The sequence below is a fragment of the Cupriavidus necator genome (genome assembly GCF_040578825.1).
GTDB classification, from domain to species: Bacteria; Pseudomonadota; Gammaproteobacteria; order Burkholderiales; family Burkholderiaceae; genus Cupriavidus; species Cupriavidus necator_E.
The window spans coordinates 1-15,671 of the sequence record NZ_JBEFLI010000067.1 but is presented as its reverse complement, the minus strand read 5'-3'; the positions used below and the strand labels follow the sequence as shown (position 1 = coordinate 15,671).

Annotated in this window: 15 protein-coding genes and 3 pseudogenes; 10 read left to right on the top strand and 8 right to left on the bottom strand. The window is 62.0% G+C overall.

Translation table 11 applies throughout. The annotated features are described in order from the left end of the window. The first annotated feature begins 346 nt into the window (after nt 1-346). The gene (locus AB1I47_RS26275; protein ID WP_354686631.1) at nt 347-1,165 is read left to right on the top strand and encodes a type 1 glutamine amidotransferase domain-containing protein; all 819 of its coding nucleotides are present in this window, start codon (nt 347-349) and stop codon (nt 1,163-1,165) included. A gap of 81 nt (nt 1,166-1,246) precedes the next feature. After that, a complete protein-coding gene (locus AB1I47_RS26270; RefSeq protein WP_354686630.1) occupies nt 1,247-1,525 on the top strand; it encodes a muconolactone Delta-isomerase in 279 nt (92 codons plus the stop codon). Between the two features lie 18 nt (nt 1,526-1,543). Here the strand turns inward: AB1I47_RS26270 and AB1I47_RS26265 are convergent. Then, nucleotides 1,544-1,645: pseudogene (locus tag AB1I47_RS26265) on the bottom strand (IS6 family transposase); the annotation flags it as partial. A gap of 729 nt (nt 1,646-2,374) precedes the next feature. Here AB1I47_RS26265 and AB1I47_RS26260 point away from each other — a divergent pair. From AB1I47_RS26260 to AB1I47_RS26250, 3 genes and pseudogenes are all read left to right on the top strand, one after another. Next, nucleotides 2,375-2,695 carry a UxaA family hydrolase gene (locus AB1I47_RS26260; protein WP_354686629.1) on the top strand — a complete coding sequence of 107 codons (321 nt, stop codon included), beginning with the start codon at nt 2,375-2,377 and terminating at the stop codon, nt 2,693-2,695. Nucleotides 2,696-2,804: 109 nt separating this feature from the next. Next, nucleotides 2,805-3,337: pseudogene (locus AB1I47_RS26255) on the top strand (hypothetical protein). Continuing rightward, nucleotides 3,334-3,699, top strand: a complete 366-nt coding sequence (locus AB1I47_RS26250; protein WP_354686628.1) for a PfkB family carbohydrate kinase — start codon at nt 3,334-3,336, stop codon at nt 3,697-3,699. The pseudogene AB1I47_RS26255 and the gene AB1I47_RS26250 overlap by 4 nt, the downstream one beginning before the upstream one ends. Here the strand turns inward: AB1I47_RS26250 and AB1I47_RS26245 are convergent. The 6 genes and pseudogenes from AB1I47_RS26245 to AB1I47_RS26220 form a co-directional block, all read right to left on the bottom strand. Then, nucleotides 3,657-3,791, bottom strand: a pseudogene (locus AB1I47_RS26245) (tyrosine-type recombinase/integrase); the annotation flags it as partial. The gene AB1I47_RS26250 and the pseudogene AB1I47_RS26245 overlap by 43 nt on opposite strands. A gap of 150 nt (nt 3,792-3,941) precedes the next feature. Further along, nucleotides 3,942-4,733, bottom strand: a complete 792-nt coding sequence (locus AB1I47_RS26240) for a GntR family transcriptional regulator (RefSeq protein ID WP_354686627.1) — start codon at nt 4,731-4,733, stop codon at nt 3,942-3,944. A gap of 94 nt (nt 4,734-4,827) precedes the next feature. Beyond that, nucleotides 4,828-5,796, bottom strand: coding sequence for a Bug family tripartite tricarboxylate transporter substrate binding protein (locus AB1I47_RS26235; RefSeq protein WP_354686626.1), 969 nt, complete (start codon nt 5,794-5,796; stop codon nt 4,828-4,830). A gap of 72 nt (nt 5,797-5,868) precedes the next feature. Continuing rightward, nucleotides 5,869-6,192 (bottom strand): hypothetical protein, encoded by a 324-nt coding sequence (locus AB1I47_RS26230; RefSeq protein WP_354686625.1) that lies wholly within the window; start codon nt 6,190-6,192, stop codon nt 5,869-5,871. Nucleotides 6,193-6,239: 47 nt separating this feature from the next. After that, a complete protein-coding gene (locus AB1I47_RS26225; RefSeq protein ID WP_354686655.1) occupies nt 6,240-7,235 on the bottom strand; it encodes an HpcH/HpaI aldolase/citrate lyase family protein in 996 nt (331 codons plus the stop codon). 52 nt (nt 7,236-7,287) lie between these two features. Further along, nucleotides 7,288-8,373, bottom strand: a complete 1,086-nt coding sequence (locus tag AB1I47_RS26220; protein WP_354686624.1) for a MaoC family dehydratase — start codon at nt 8,371-8,373, stop codon at nt 7,288-7,290. 181 nt (nt 8,374-8,554) lie between these two features. Here AB1I47_RS26220 and AB1I47_RS26215 point away from each other — a divergent pair, with 181 nt between their 5' ends. Genes AB1I47_RS26215 through AB1I47_RS26200 form a run of 4 tightly spaced genes read left to right on the top strand, consistent with a single transcriptional unit; the run spans nt 8,555 to nt 12,934 of the window. Continuing rightward, complete coding sequence (locus AB1I47_RS26215; protein ID WP_354686623.1) at nt 8,555-9,721, top strand: acyl-CoA dehydrogenase family protein; 1,167 nt, start codon at nt 8,555-8,557, stop codon at nt 9,719-9,721. A gap of 29 nt (nt 9,722-9,750) precedes the next feature. Beyond that, nucleotides 9,751-11,100, top strand: a complete 1,350-nt coding sequence (locus AB1I47_RS26210; RefSeq protein WP_354686622.1) for an MmgE/PrpD family protein — start codon at nt 9,751-9,753, stop codon at nt 11,098-11,100. Continuing rightward, nucleotides 11,097-12,365: a CaiB/BaiF CoA transferase family protein gene (locus AB1I47_RS26205; protein WP_407935914.1), complete on the top strand. Its 1,269-nt coding sequence runs from the start codon at nt 11,097-11,099 to the stop codon at nt 12,363-12,365. Before AB1I47_RS26210 ends, AB1I47_RS26205 begins: the two co-directional genes overlap by 4 nt. Then, a complete protein-coding gene (locus tag AB1I47_RS26200; RefSeq protein WP_354686621.1) occupies nt 12,362-12,934 on the top strand; it encodes an acetate--CoA ligase family protein in 573 nt (190 codons plus the stop codon). Before AB1I47_RS26205 ends, AB1I47_RS26200 begins: the two co-directional genes overlap by 4 nt. A 139-nt stretch (nt 12,935-13,073) precedes the next feature. On the opposite strand, the gene AB1I47_RS26195 is transcribed toward AB1I47_RS26200, so the two are convergent. Beyond that, nucleotides 13,074-13,451, bottom strand: coding sequence for an ArsR/SmtB family transcription factor (locus AB1I47_RS26195; RefSeq protein ID WP_354686620.1), 378 nt, complete (start codon nt 13,449-13,451; stop codon nt 13,074-13,076). Nucleotides 13,452-13,529: 78 nt separating this feature from the next. Between AB1I47_RS26195 and AB1I47_RS26190 the strand changes: the two genes are divergently transcribed. Further along, the gene (locus tag AB1I47_RS26190) at nt 13,530-14,744 is read left to right on the top strand and encodes an MFS transporter (RefSeq protein ID WP_354686619.1); all 1,215 of its coding nucleotides are present in this window, start codon (nt 13,530-13,532) and stop codon (nt 14,742-14,744) included. Nucleotides 14,745-15,671: the final 927 nt, after the last annotated feature.

Sequence of the window (15,671 nt, the reverse complement as noted above, 5' to 3'; positions counted from 1 at the left end):
TTGCAGGGAACATTGGCAGCGCACTGGAGGCGCGCCTACCTGCTGTCGTGGGCGATCATGCTGCCGGTGGTGGTGCTGGTCGCCGCTCCGGCCGGCTGGCGCTAGCAACATCTTCACCCCGGCGACTAAATGGGTGCCCAAAAAGGGGACGGCGCCGACTAGAAGGAATGAATGACTGCTGTACCTTGATAGTTGAAAGACTCCCTTCAGATTCGCATCGCGACTGACTATTCTGGATATGGTTAGTCAATCTGGCATGATCGATCACACCGGTTCGAAGTGCTTCCCAAGGGAAAGTCGGTCCCGCGTTGGTATGACGTGAATACTTGTCTATATGAGCATGGAAATGATCACGAACACGAAGGGAAAAATCCTCGTCGTTGGTTCGAGCGTCGACACGTTCGAGCTCAAGAACGGTGAGAAAGAAGTGACGGGATACTACCTCAACGAACTCGCCATTCCCGCCCAAGCGGCTGTCAATGCAGGCTATGAGATCGTTCTCGTGACGCCGAAGGGCGAACAGCCCGTGGTCGATCAGCATTCGCTCGTCGCCGGCCACTTCGGCGGCAGCGAAAACGCGCTGCAAAAAGCCCTCGATTTCGTTGCCACAAACTCCGGCATGCAGAATCCTCGCTCGATCCGCGCGGTGATCAACGAAGGGTTGGAGGGCTATGTCGGCGTCTTCGTGCCCGGCGGTCACCCGCCCATGATTGACCTGATGCAGGATGAGGACTTGGGCGAGGTTCTCAGTCATTTCCACGCCGAATCAAAGCCGACCGCGCTTCTCTGCCACGGCCCGATCGCCGTGACGGCAGCGATGCCGAAGGCCAAGGCATTCCGTGCTGCGCTTGTGAAGGGCGATGCGGAGGCCGCGAAAGCTGCGGCCGAAGGTTGGCAATATGCCGGCTATCGCATGACTGTCTTCTCTAATGACGAGGAGCAGTATGCTGAGGAGAACATCATGGGCGGAGGCCAAGTTCCGTTCTACGTGGCCGACGCCCTGAAAACGGCTGGAGGCATGGTCGTCGTCAAGGGTGTCTTCGAGGCCAACGTTGTAGAAGATCGGGAACTCATCACAGGCCAGAACCCGCCTTCCGACCATGGAATCGCGGACCTCTTCGTAAAGGCGCTTGATCGCTACGTGGCCACTAGAAGGGCCGCCTAACCTGGCGGGGTGTGAGGCGCGTATGCCCGTTCCTGGTGGCGCGGCGGCGTCTGCGGCGAGTCCCCGCATCTGGAGGTACAAGTGCTTTTTCAAGTTCAGATCATCGTTAGAGTTCCGCACGACATGGACAAGGAAAAAGTCCAGGCGCTTAGCGCAGCTGAGGTGGAGCGGGCTAAGGTGCTCCAGCGTGCGGGCAAGTGGCTTCACATCTGGCGTATCGCCGGAAAGTGGGCAAATATCAGCATCTTCAAGGTCGATGACGCAGGCGAGCTTCATGAGCTCCTAAGCACGTTGCCACTCTTCCCCTTTATGGAGATTGAGGTAACTGCTCTTTGCCATCATCCGGCCTCTATTGAATGAGGAATGCTAGATATATCGATTCGAGAGAAGTGCCTGCGTGCGCTCAGGCAGGCGGAAATCGCGCATGCGCCGCTCGCGTTCACGGGGGGGCTGGTGGCTGTTTTCGGCGCGGTTTTTCAACCACTAGTACACGTCTGCCGGCAGCTTACATCGCGCCGCGGTGGAAGCTGGAGCACCGGAAAGACGCCGAGGATATATGTCGAGCGTGTGAGATTCAACAGCGAAAAACATGCGACGAATGGCAACGCAGCTGATGCCGATCGGTGAGTATCCGAGGTAATTGTGGTTTAGCAGCGATGCACTGGGGCGACAGACCCTCGAAGCTCTAGCGCCGCAGATCAACGCGTGCCCCTCGGTACGCGCATGCCTATCCTGGCCGATGCCGGAAACCGGGCTTCTCACAGAATTGAACGATGTCAGTCAACTGACGGGAGGGGCGTCAGGAGGCGGACTTCGGTCAATTCTCGGCAAATCGGACCGATCTAAAATGAGGCTCTGGTGGGATGCCGCGGCCCGGTCAGGCTCCGCCGCATTGCTTGATTTAGTCGAGGAATGTCCCGTTCGTTTCCGGCATGAAAGCGTACACGAGGAACCCCGCTGCGCAAACAGCGCCGACATAGACCCAGCCTCAAACTAGTACAGCCAGGCCTGCAGGCGGCGCTGGCCAACTCGGACTGACAGATGCTCCACCCTTCGCTGATCCTGCTCATGCGACGTGGCCGTTGAGCGCGTCGCACTCGAGGCCGACACCCGCTGGACGGGCGCAGGTCACGCTCGAGGCGATCCCTCCGGCCACAACGTTGTGCTCGCGCCATCGCGGTCGGGCAGCCGGTGCGCAAATATTGCGAGGTGATCGGCGTGGCCAATTCGTGCATCCACGCTGGCGCACACGTTCATGTGCATTACGTCGGCATGGTCGACGCCGCCGCGGTACACGTGGCAGGCTGCGCGTACCGCAACAACGTAACGGTGGAGACGCCAGAGACTTTCGAAGGCTACATGCGCGCCGACGGCCGCGTCCGCTCGCGCAATTTCATGGTCGTGACCACAAGCGTGAACTGCTCGGCCACCGTCTGCCGCCACATCGTGCAAGCTGGGCAAGCGGAGGCCGCGGCGTTCCCGAACGTTGGTGGGATCGTGGCAGCGGCTGCCGCATGTCGGCGACGGTGAAGGCCTGGCGCTGCTGCAGCGCACGTTGCGCGGCTACGCCGACCACCCTACGGCGCGGAGCACCTGCTAACCGCACGCGCCGCGACGCCGGCGGTTTGCCAACGCGCTGATGGCACGTCTCGTCTGGTGGGGCCACTACACGCGTACGGTTGGCGCGGATATGAACAACAACCCGTCGCCCGGCAACAAGGCCGGCGGCGTGACGACCATCAACAAGTTGCTAGGCACCGTCGCAAAGAGCGGCAGCAGCGTACTGATGGCGGCGTACGAGTACGCCGAATCCGTGACAGCGCGCGCCCTCGTGTTCATGGACACACCGGGCTACGACCCGGACCCGGCCACGGCCGGGTGGCCGGCGGCGCGAACCTGATCTGCTTCGCAACCGGTCGCGGCTCGACCTACGACTGCAAGCCGGTGCCTTCGCTGAAGCTGATGACCAATACACCGCGGTTCCTGCACATGGAGCTCGATATCGACTACGACTGCGGCGGCGTCATCGATGGCAGGCTCGGCATTGCCGAAGCGGGCGAGCAACTGTTCCGGCTGATGTTGGCCATCGCATCGAGCACGCCCAGCAAGAGCGAATGCAACGGCCTGGGCGACGATGAGTTCATGCCCTGGCAACTGAGGCCGGTGATGTGAAGGACGTGGTGACCGTTGACGAGGCGCTCGCCCTATTTATCGCCGAGGCGCCCGGGCCGCTTGCCGGCGTGCAGCGCTACACGCGCGCCCCGGCCGGTGCGGAGCTCAATGTCGCGGTCGGCCTGAGCTGGCTGAGTTTGCGCATCGGCTACATCAGCGCCGTGAGCCATGACAGCCTCGGCGACGCGCTGCTCGCGTTCAGGCGCGGCGAGGGTATCGACTGCGCGCAGATCGTCCTAGATCCCGCACATCATACCGGGTTGATGTTCAAGTCCCGCCGCGATGACGGCGCCGATTCGGTCGCCGAGTATTTCCGCCGGGCGCGTCGGCGGCGGGCGAGCGCGAGGGGGGCGGCCAGATAGCCAGCTTCGGTGAGCCAGGCGAAGAGCGCATTCTGGATGACCATCGTTTGGCGCACGCTGGACGGCGACAGTAGCCCGGAAAAAGAGCGCCAGGCGAGGGCAGGGCGCGTGGAATTCGACCGACGTCTCCGCCGGCGATCAAGCGGGTGCGTCTTCGGGACTCGAAGATGCGCTGTCGGCTTCGCATCCCAGAGGCAAACGCACGCGGCAGCGGTGAGAGGCTTCCACGACCGGCGCAGCCATCAAACTATGCTCCTCTTGAGCTGGAACGCCACGGATACACGATCGGCAGGATAAACAGTGTCTGAAATTTCGAGAATCTTGCCTGCCCGCTTATAGTGACGAACCAGGTGCAGACCGGCTGATCCAGGTGCTACGCCAAGCCTGTCGGCCAGGGGCTGCGAAATGACCACGGCAGTAACAATCTGTCGAATTTCATCGATTGCCATGCCGCACTCTCTCTCGATGATCGCACTGACCAATATGGCGGGCTGTTTGAGGATTAGATCCGTCAGCCCTGTGAGTGTGGCGTCGACGTATATATCTGCTTGCGCTACAGGAGTCGTGCCCTTGCGGGCATCAACCCGTGTCCCGCTAAAAAGCGTCCAGCGGCTGCCCATCGGCGCTTCGAGCCGCCTTGCCAGATCCCGATCCAGGGCGACCTCCGTGACCTTCTCGATTGCCCGCACTTCTGTGGCCGCCACGTGTACAAGGTCATCAATTGTGCCGATGGATTGCGTGTATGACGCAGACGGATTTGCACTCGCCACGATCGTCCCCACTGCCTTCTTGCGGCTGATGTAGCCGAGTTCCTGGAGAACCTTGAGAGCGGCCCGGACGGTGTGCCGGCTAACGCCGTATTGGGCGGCAAGCTCAAGTTCCGTAGGCAGCAAACTGCCTACGACACGCCGGCCACCGATGATGTCCTTGGCAAGCACGCTTGCAACTTCTGCGTATCGCGTTTGTGAACTATTGGCGGTGGCGTCGCTTTCCTTCTGCGTTGCGGACATTGGACTAAACAGTAGTGTGGTCATCAAAGGACCGGAATCCGGTCCCACTGGGATCACATTGTACTGTCGACAGAGCCGGACGCCCCCAAGGACTGGCTGGGGTCGTCCGTCATGATTCTTAGTCAGCCCTCACGTTTGCACGCTTTGCTGCGTCGCCCCATCGAACAATCTCTGCTTGGATGAAGTCGCTGAATTCAGCGTGCCCCATCGTGCTCGGCGTGGCGCCGAGGAGGGCCACTTCCTTTTGCCATTCCGGGCTTTTCACCGTCCCGTCGATTGCCGCCGTCAGCTTTGCCAGGACTGGGGGAGGCAGACCCTTCGGGGCAACCACGCCAACCCATGGGTCACCGCGGAAGTTCGGGTATCCAAGCTCCCCGACTGTCGGCACATCTGGCAACGTGCTCACCCGCTTGTCGCTCGCCACCGCGAGGGCCTTCAGCTTTCCCTGCCTGATCAGAGGCTCTGCGATCGAAACCACCTCGAACATGACATCAACCTGTCCAGCGATCACATCGGTCATGGCGGCCACTCCGCCCTTGTACGGGACATGGGTCAAGTCGACGCCGGCGCGCTCCTTAAACATCTCCATCACAAGATGATTAGTCACCCCGTTTCCGCCGGATCCATAGTTGATCCTGCCGGGATGGCTCTTTGCATACGCGATCAGGTCCTTCATGGTGGGGAAATTCGAGCCCCGGCTCGTAACCAGGACCAAGGGAAACGTCCCGATCAGGGCGATGGGCTTGAAGTCTCGCTTCACGTCATACTTCAGGTTGTTGTAGACCCAGCGATTCACAGCCATCGGACCGCTAGAGGTCGCAAGCAGCGTGTAGCCATCAGGCTCTGCCCGAGCGACCAGCTCGGCGGCCAGGCCGGCGCCGACTCCAGGCCGGTTCTCGACATAAAAGGATTGGCCCAGTGTGCTCGTCAGTCGCTGTGCGAGCTTGCGGGCGATGATGTCCGTGGTCTGTCCCGGCGGAAAGCCCACAACGATGCGAACGGGCTTGGAAGGATAGTCCGATGCCTTCAGCGGAGCAGAAACAGCCATCAGCAGCGAAACGACGGCGAGCGCCTTGAACTTTTTCATGTTGTCTCCTTTTGTACCTATGGTGGTGGTGGGTATGCATGCCCCGCCTATCGCTGCGGATTCCGATCCATTTCAGTCGTCCCGGCGAGCTCGCAAAGGCGGGCACAGGCGCTGCATACGTCGATTGGCGGCCCAGAACAGGCTTCGCAGCGATCTGCCTCCATGCCCGGCCATGACCGGCTCGCATTGCTCTACCGGAAGCCTCAGGGGTACGCCGAGTTCCGCGGCAGATGCGTAATAGATGATCCTGGTCCGCAGGTCATCGGCATGAAGCCGTGCCACGATCAAGGACTTCAGTTCGTTGAGGCACGGTTTCGATGCATTAGACGCAACCCGTGCCCGAGCCATCTTCTGCAAGCCGCGGCTGATTTCACGAACCTCGTACAAGAGATCCATGAACTCTTCCGTGGAGGACCGCATCCTGGATGGCATCTCGTTGCATCTCAGCCCGCGAAGAAGCGCCGGCTGGCCTCTTCAGGGACCGTCATGCCGGTGATCTTTGCTTTCTCGAGCACCGCCCAGAAATAGCGGTAGGTGGCGCGGTCATGCAGTTCGCCCTTGTACTGGATCGGGCCCCAATCCGCGTCCTGCGCCGCCACCAGGATGCTGGCGGCATCCTCCACCTCCGCGAAATCGGGGCGCATGGCGTTGACGATGGGCATGATTTGCGCCGGATAGATACTCCACATGCGCAGGAAGCCGAATTCGTGGCGCGCGCGGCTGGCGTCTGCGGCAATCACTGCCGCATCCTTCAGGTTCAGGCACACGTTGTGCGCCGGCACGATACCGTTGGCCAACGCCGCCGCCGCCATGTCCGCCTTGGCGCGCGCCAGCAGGGCATGCTCGAACTGGCCCGGGCTGCGCATGGCAACGGCGGGGATCGCTCCATGGTGGCCGCTGACGAAATCCATCAAGCCGAAGTCCAGTACTTCAATGTTCGGCAGTTCGGCAATCTGAAACACTTCACGTAGCGCACCGTGGGTTTCGATCAGCACGTGTACCGGGATGGGCCTGTCCAGCCCCGCTTTCCGTGCTGCCTCGTCGATATACCCGATGACCTCGGCCACCTGCCCATGACTTGTCACTTTGGGCACGGTGATATAAGCCAGTCGGCTACCTGCGTCACCCACGATCTTGTCAACGTCCTGCCGCCAGGCCGGATGCGACGGATCATGGATGCGCGCACCCGCGCGGCCGAACCGGTTGCGATCAGAGGCGATCATGCGAGCCACCATTGCCGCATGCTCCAGCTCCTGGCCGGCGGCAGCGCCGTCCTCGCAGTCGCAAGTCACGTCAAAGACCGGACCGTACTCAACCTGTAGGTCAAAGGCCTTGCCGATCAGCTTCTCGCTTCCGGCGAAGTGCTCACAGGTGGCCAGGACGGGGAAGGGCTTTTCGCCGGAAAACAGCGCGTCTCTCGGATGGGTTGTAGAAATCATGTCGTGGTCTTCTGGAAGATTTTGGTTCGGTTGCGTAGGGCGCCAATGCGTGTCACGTCCCGCGCTTCGGCATGGCGATGGTGTAGTCGAGGTCGAGCACAACATTGGAGGAATGCGCGGGGCGGCTCTCGCCCGCTTCGGGAAAGGCGATGGACGACGCGTTGGCATTCTTCACGCCTATCATGCGCAGCCGCAGTCCGCCGATGTGGTCCTGTCCCAAATCTATCTTGTCGATCACCTTGGTGGCACAGGCGATGGTGTCGCCGGCATGAGTGGGATTCACATGGCTGCCGCCGTTGATGGCGAGGATCGACAGGCTGTTCTCAAGCCCGTCATAGGCTAGCGCGCGGCATACCGAGATGATGTGTCCGCCGTAGACAAGTCGCTGCAAACCGGCACTGTGCATGGCGTGGCCGTCGAAATGCGCTCGGGCCGTGTTCTGGTAAAGGCGCGTGGCGATGCTATGGTCACTGTCATTAATGGTCATCGCGCCCGGGTGGTCTATGCGCGCGCCCACGGCGTAGTCTTCCCACAAGTCGCTGACAGCGGTCATTGCAGTGATTTCACGCACCCGGACGGAGTAATCGTCGCGGCGCAAGCGCCCGCCCGGCACCACCGCCTCCGTGGTGGGGATGACCGTTGTGCCACAGGGTGCGCCGTGATCGCGCTTGTGCACCATCACCCACCGCACCCAGCCGAGCACCTCGCGTCCGTCCTGATTGCGGGCGATTGAGCGCACGTAAACCACTCCGCTCTTGCGGTTGGAGTTCTCTTTCAGGCCGATGACTTCCGTCTCCACGGCCAGCGTGTCACCGGCATACACGTGGGACATGAAGCGCACGTCCGCGTAGCCCAGGTTTGCCACGGCATTGAGCGAAATATCGTGCACGGTCTTGCCGAAGGCCGTGTTGAACACCAGCAGGTCCTCCAGCGGCCGCCGCGCTAAACCCAGTTGTTGCGCATTGGTCTCAGCCGTGCACATCGCGGTGCGGCTGCCGGTCAGCCCGATATACAGGCTGTGGTCGCCTTCCGTCAGCGTACGTGGCGTCGCGTGACTGACCTTCATGCCGACATGAAAGTCTTCGAAGTAGTTGCCGTCTAACCGGTTTTTCACACTCTCCCTCCGTTCTTGCGTCATGCTACAAAACTCAACTAAGTACGTACATAGTGGTGCGTCAAAGGTGGCTGTCAACCATATTACAAAAATGACCCTTGTTTTGCGTGGGGAATGTTGCAGTGCGTTTGAAATCTTGCTTTACTAGGTACGTACATATGAGCATGTCATTTGGTGAACACGAACACAGAACAAGGAGAGTGAGTTGCAACAACTGACTGAGGAGCGGCGCATGATTCAGGAGGCCGCGCGCCAGTTCACGATGGAGCGCGTGCTGCCTATCGCCAATAAGCTGGACCCGGACAAAGGCCAGATTCCGCGCGAGCTGATCGACGAGATGGCCGAACTCGGCTACTTCGGAATCCTCATTCCCGAGGAGTACGGCGGCCTGGGGCTGGGCGCCTATGAATACTGCCTGGTGGCCGAGCAGCTGTCGCGCGGCTGGATGAGCGTGGGCAGCCTGATCGCCCGCGGCAACGGCCTGATCGGGGCACTAAAGGGTCTCTCGCCGGAGAAGAAGGCCGACTACCTGCCGCGCATGGCACGCGGCGAATTCCTCGGCGCGTTCTCGCTGTCGGAGCCCAACGCCGGCTCCGACGTGGCTAATATCTCCTGCCGCGCCGTGCGCGACGGCGACGACTGGGTCATCACTGGCAGCAAGTACTGGTGCACTTTCGCCGATGAGGCTGACTTCATCCTGGTGATCTGCCGCACCGACCCAGTCGTCGACCCCAAGGCGCGGCACAAGGGCCTGTCCGCCTTCATGGTGGAAAAGCCGCGCGGCGCGCTGCCGGAGGGCGTCAAGGGCAGCATCATTCCCAAGATTGGCTACCACGGCTGGACCACCTGGGAGCTCGCCTTCGACGGCTGCCGCGTGCCGCATTCAAAGATGGTCGGCGAGGAGGGGAAGGCCTTCTACCTCGCCACAGCCGGACTGGAAACGGCGCGTGCGCACACCGCAGCGCGCTCACTCGGCCTGGCGCAGGGCAGCCTGGAGGATGCGATCCAGTATGCGAAGGACCGTGCTCAGTTCGGCAAGCCTATCGGCAACTTCCAGGCGATCCGCTTCAAGCTGGCCGACATGGCCACCCAGATCGAAGCCGCGCGCGCCTTGCTCTACGCCGTGTGCGAAAAAGTCGACGAAGGCGTGCGTGCCGATACCGAGGCCTCTATGGTCAAGCTTTTCGCCAGCGAGATGTGCGAGCGCGTGACCAGCGAGGGCCTGCAGATCCATGGCGGCGCGGGCTATACGACTCACTTCGCCGCAGAGCGCTACTGGCGCGATGCGCGCCTCACGAAGATTTTCGAAGGGACGTCCGAGATCCAGATGCGAATCATCTCCGATGCCATGCTGGGCAAGGCCGCGGTCTGAGCGAGGAGCAAGACATGAGCAATGCGATTATGCCGCCGCCCGACCTGACCGCACGCGCCGCCGCCCTGGCCGTGGATCCGTCGCAACGTTTTCCCGCCGAAGCACTCGCCGTCGCCAGACTGTCTGTTTATGACTGCCTGACTGTGGCGATTGCCGGCGGGCAGGAGCCGGTCAGCCAGGCCGTGCGCGAACTGGTGCGCAGTGAGTCCGGCGCAACGCAGGCCAGCGCCTTTGGCCTGCCGCAGCGCATTCCGGCCCGTGCCGCGGCGCTGCTAAACGGGGCGGTTGCGCATGCACTGGACTACGACGACACGCATTTCGATTTCGTCGGCCACCCCAGCGTGGCGGTGCTGCCCGCTGCTTTTGCCGTGGCCGAGCAGCAACAGGCCAGCGGCAAGGCGTTGCTAGAGGCATTCCTTATCGGGGTGGAAATCACGTGCCGCGTGGGCGCCTGGCTGGGACGGTCGCACTACAATGCCGGCTTCCATCAGACCGCCACCTCAGGGACTTTCGGCGCGACCGCGGCAGCAGCGCGCCTGCTCGGACTCGATGCGGAGCGTGCAAGCCATGCGTTCGGCCTGGCCGCCACGCGCGCGTCCGGCCTGAAATGCCAGTTCGGCACCATGGCCAAGCCCTTCCATGCGGGCATGGCAGCGTCATCCGGCGTCGAAGCCGCTACCCTTGCGGCGCTGGGCTTTGTCTCACGTCCGGACGCCCTCACATGCGCAGGCGGGTTCGCCGACACGCATGCGGGCGGGCAAGATGCCGCGGAAGATCCGTTCGTTGGCCCGCCGGATACATTCCGCTTTGTCCGGGTTCAGCACAAGTTTCACGCTTGTTGCCACGGCACGCACCCCGCACTCGAAGCACTGACAGCCGTGCGTCACCAACACCTGCTGCAACCTGGGGACATCGCGAGCATCGTGCTCACCATTTCCCCGCAGTGGTTACCGGTCTGCTGCATCGCGCAGCCGGCAACGGGGTTGGAGGCCAAGTTCAGCCTCAAGCTGACGGCCGCCATGACGCTGGCCGGGGTCGACACGGCTGCGCTGGGTTCATTCTCCGAGGCGAATTGCAAGGATCCCACGTTGTCGGAACTGGCCCGGCGAGTAGAAATCATGGCCGATCCGGCCATGGCCGATACCGCCTGCCGCGCCGCCGTGGTGACGAAGTCGGGGGGCTTGCTGACTGCTGCCGTCGACCTCAACAGCCCGTTGCCGTATGCCATCAGGGTCGCCAAGCTCCGAAGCAAGGCAAAGGCGCTGCTGGGTGCGCAGCAGGCGGAGGCCTTGTGGGAATTCGTCGACGCACTGGACGCTCAGCAGGCTCCTGTACTGTATCCGCGCTTGCACGCCTGGATGGCTGGCGGCGCCGCATGATCAACTCAAATCCGGAATTCATGATGCAGCGCGATGGCCAACGACATCCCACCACAACCGGCGCCCTTGCCGGCCTGCGGGTGGTCGATCTCACCCAGATGCTTGCCGGGCCCTTTTGCACCCAAATGCTGGCCGACCATGGCGCTGACGTGATCAAGGTCGAAGCATTGACCGGTGATGGCACGCGCGTCACCGGGCCGTTTTGTGCCGACGATGCACTTCGCGACTTCGGCGGCTACTTCCAGAGCGTCAATCGCAACAAGCGCTCGATTGCGGTGGATCTCAAAACCGAAGCTGGCCGCGAAATTCTGCGCAGGCTGATCGATGAAGCCGATGTCGTGGTGGAAAATTTCCGCGCGGGGGTTATGGAGCGCCTGGGCTTGTCATATGAGGTGCTTCGTGAGAGCAACCCGCGCTTGGTTTACGGGGCAGTGCGAGGCTTTGGGGATCCGCGCAGCGGCGCGAGCCCGTATGCGCAATGGCCGGCGTACGATGTCGTCTCGCAGGCCATGGGCGGCATGATGGGCATCACTGGCCCGGACCGCCATACGCCCACCAAGATCGGCCCCGGCGTGGGCGACACCATACCGGCCCTCATGCTGTGCATTGGCATTCTTGCAGCCGCGCACCGGGCGCGCGATACGGGAAAGGGCCAATTCGTCGATGTCGCAATGACGGACGCCGTACTGGCCATGTGCGAACGTATTGTCTACCAGGCTTCCTACACCGGTACGGCACCCGCACCCGAAGGCAACCGCCATCCGCTGCTGTGCCCGTTTGGACTGTTCCGAGCACGCGACGGCCATGTATCGATCGCCTGTGCCACTGACGCGTTCTGGGTGAAGTTGGCCTGCGCCATCGGCCGCGAGGATCTGACCCACGATCCCGCCTTCGCAACCAACGCGGCACGCGTGGCGCATCAGGAGGAGGTGATTGACGCCATTGAAGCGTTCACCACCGTGCGCTCCAAAAAGGAGATTGGCCTGGTGCTAGGCGGCAAGGTGCCGTTCGGCCCCGTCTACACTGCGGCCGAGATTTTTGCGGACGAGCACTACGCGGTACGAGAAATGCTGGTGGAAGTCGAACAGCCCGGCTCCGCGACACCGGTGAAGATCGCCGGCGTACCGATCAAGCTCAGCGAATCCCCTGGGGCAGTACGCCGCCGCGCACCGATGCTGGGGGAGCACACCGAAGAGATCCTGACAGCTGCGGGTTACTTGCCACATCAGATCGCAAAGTTGCGCGACGACCGGACGATCCTGTGACAGGCATTACATCGAAATCCAATCATCAACTCGAAACCATGACGATGCCATCCCGTCCCGAGTTGCGGCCCCAGACCGTCTATGAGATGGCTTCATTGATCACCCATGCGCTGGGCACGCCAGCATTGCTCAAGCTGCTTGGGCCCGAGAATGCATTCGGCTTGCCAGCGCATCGCACGCTAGTTGAGCTGCGTAGCGAGATGCATCTGCGCGAGCAGCTGGCCGAGCTACTCCACAGCATGCCTACGGGCACCACGATCGAAGGGATCGTGGGTAGCCGGCTGCCAGCGGAGGAGGGCCGCCTGCTCGGAACTATGCTGATTTCCTCCCTGGGACCTGTCGTCATGTTCGGCGAAGGCCGGGATATCGCCTCACAGATCGCCAGTATGGCCCTGCATCCATGCCCGATCGACAGGGATAGCGCGAAGCAGCTGGCGCGCTCGGTTTTGCTCTGTTCAGCCGCAAGGACTCAGGAAGGCCTTGCCCCGGGCGCCCTGGATGCCATGTCCGAGGCGCTGACACAGCTTTCAAGAATGGCGACGGCCGCGTGGCTGTCGCAATTAAGTTGATATAGGCCTGCTTCGATTTAAATCGGTGAACTGTAAAACCTGCGAAATCTGCGGCGCACCCAGGGCTGTGTCGGGAACCCGTACTGCCGAGAAGCCGACCCTCTGGGGGCGTTGCTGGAGGGGAGTCCGCGATTCGGTGTTATGTCAGCTCGGGCTTACCGTTTCGCTTCGGCGGCTGCCAGTTTTCGACCAAGGCCAGCAGGCCAGGGAAACGCGCGTCCAGATCCTCGCGGCGCAGTCGGCTGCGCCGTTCCAGGCCATATTGGCGCTGGCGGATGACCCCGGCTTCACGCAAGGCTTTGAAATGGTGGGTGAGCGACGATTTTGGCCGGTCGAAACCGAACCATCCGCAAGGGTGATCGTAGGCATCCGACTCTCGCATTAGCTTGTACACGATGGTAAGGCGGAGCGGATCGGCGAGTGCGCCCAGAATAACTTCCAGCCGCAGATCTTCGACGGCTGGTTCCTCGAGCGGTGGCGGGAAATCCGCTGGCGTGTCAGTGGTAGATGTTCTCATGGTGCACTTAATATAGCATCTGTACGAGATTTTTCGAACTGAGCTATAGTTCGAGAAATCTCGTATAGGAGTGTCGTCATGTCCGTTACCTCTACTGCCAGCGTCGCCAAGCCTTCTATCGTCTCCCCACCCGCACGCATGTGGAGGGCCGCCTGGCTGGTCACTGCAGTCTTCATGCTGTCGAACTCGACCACACCGCTCTACGTGCATTGGCAGGAGCAGCTCGGCTTTTCGTCCGGCATGCTGACCGTCATCTTTGCGCTCTACATCGCCGGATTACTGGGGACGCTGCTGGTAGCGGGGCAGTTATCAGACCATTACGGGCGCAAACCGGTATTGATCCCCGGGCTGGCCGCCGCGCTGGTTGCCTGCGGACTGTTCGCCAGCGCCACCTCGATCGGCATGCTCGCCGTGGGCCGGCTGCTGGCCGGTGTGGCCGTGGGCGTGATCGTTTCGGCCGGCATGGCGGCGGTAGTCGATGCCGGCGGCGCCGAGCGCAAACGCCAGGCGGCGCTGCTGGCCTCCATCGCGATGGTGCTCGGTGCCGGCCTGGGACCGCTGTTGGCAGGTGGATTGGCCCAGGCGCTGGCGCAACCGGTGCTGCCTATCTTTGCAGTCGAGGCGCTGGTGCTGGTCAGTGCGCTGATGGCAGCCCTGCGCCTGCCCGTACGTAGCAGGCGGGCGGCTGGCTCGCTTCGTCTGCAATTCCCGCACGTGCCGCTGGCCAACCGACGCCAGGTCTTGTACGGCATCGCCACCTTCGGCCCGGGCATCACCGCGACCTCGTTCGTGCTGGCGCTGGGGCCATCGCTTCTGGCGCGGCTGCTTGAAGTGCGCAGTCCGTTGCTGGCTGGCGGCATGGCTTGCGCGATGTTCTTCACTGCTGTGGGGGTGCAGCTTGCCGTACGGCAATGGCCGGTGGCGCGAACCTTTGCAGGCAGCGCGTCCGCCACAGTGCTGGCAATGGCTTGCCTGGCGCTGGCCATTCACGCCTCGCTGGTGTGGGCGCTGATCGCCGCAGCGTTGCTCGCCGGGGCCGGGCAGGGGCTCGGCCAACTGGGAGGCCTGACCCTGATCGGCCTGCACGTGCCCGACAGCCATCGTGCGCAGTCCAACGCAGTGCTCAATATCGGCGGCTATATCCCGGCGGGTCTGCTGCCAGTGGCGACGGGGTACCTGATCGACGCCGTGGGGCTGGCAACGGGCGCGATGCTGTTCGCCCTTGTGTTGGCTCTAACGGCCATGGCTGGAGGGGCCTGGGCCGTTCAGCGGGCTGGGAAGGTTGGCGCCTGACTTGGTGAGTGTGGATCGGCCCACCCTGATTCGGGGTTTCGAATCGGATGATGGGGTTACCCCGTTTTATCGGACAGATCTGCATTTGAATTTTATGTCGATGGGTTTTCTCCTTGTGATGGGGCGGTGTAGGCCCGGTGTAGCGGCGGATTCATGACACCGACAGGTAGCTTTTCAAATTCCTGCGGGGAGAGATAACCCAGGGCGCTGTGCAGCCCTAACGCGGCGACCGTCGCTCTACTCCTTACGCGGATGGTCCTGCCCAAGGCGCCCTGGTTGGCGAGCCGGGAGGTCGCCGTAGACTGGCCGATGCATGGCATGCCGAAGGTACTGCATCTGGACAATGCTGCTGAGTTCAAAAGTAAAGCACTGCAAGCGGGTTGCAATCAGTACGGAATCGAACTGATGTATCGCCCGCCTGGCCGACCCTACTTCGGGGGCCATATAGAAAGACTGAACCGGACGATGGCGGCGTGACCGAATCTCCCTGTGGGAGCAAAAGGCGGCACTGAAGCATCTCCGATCGCAGGGAAAATCCCACGTCACGGAGTCTGCGATATTCAATGCGATCGCCGCGCAACGCAGCCTCATCGAGGGGGCAACAGCGAAGCGGCGATCTGCAGACAGACGCGGAAGAGCAGGGGAGACTTCGCCTTTCCCAGCAAGCGGGCGGTCCAGGCAACAGACGAAATCCCCTGATGCGCCATCGCCCACGCCGGACGTCGACTACAGCAAGCCGGCTCCAATTTATCACGTCGAGCAACTGTGAACTGGCCATGGGTGCTTCCTTGCCCCACCTTCTGCCGGATGTCCGTTCTTTAGCAAAGAGCGACGACAATGTTCGTATTCTTGCCTTGGCTCGGGATCGATGGATCGACTATCCCCGCGCAACACAGGCGTTCGAACTCTTGGACCGGTTGGTGAAGA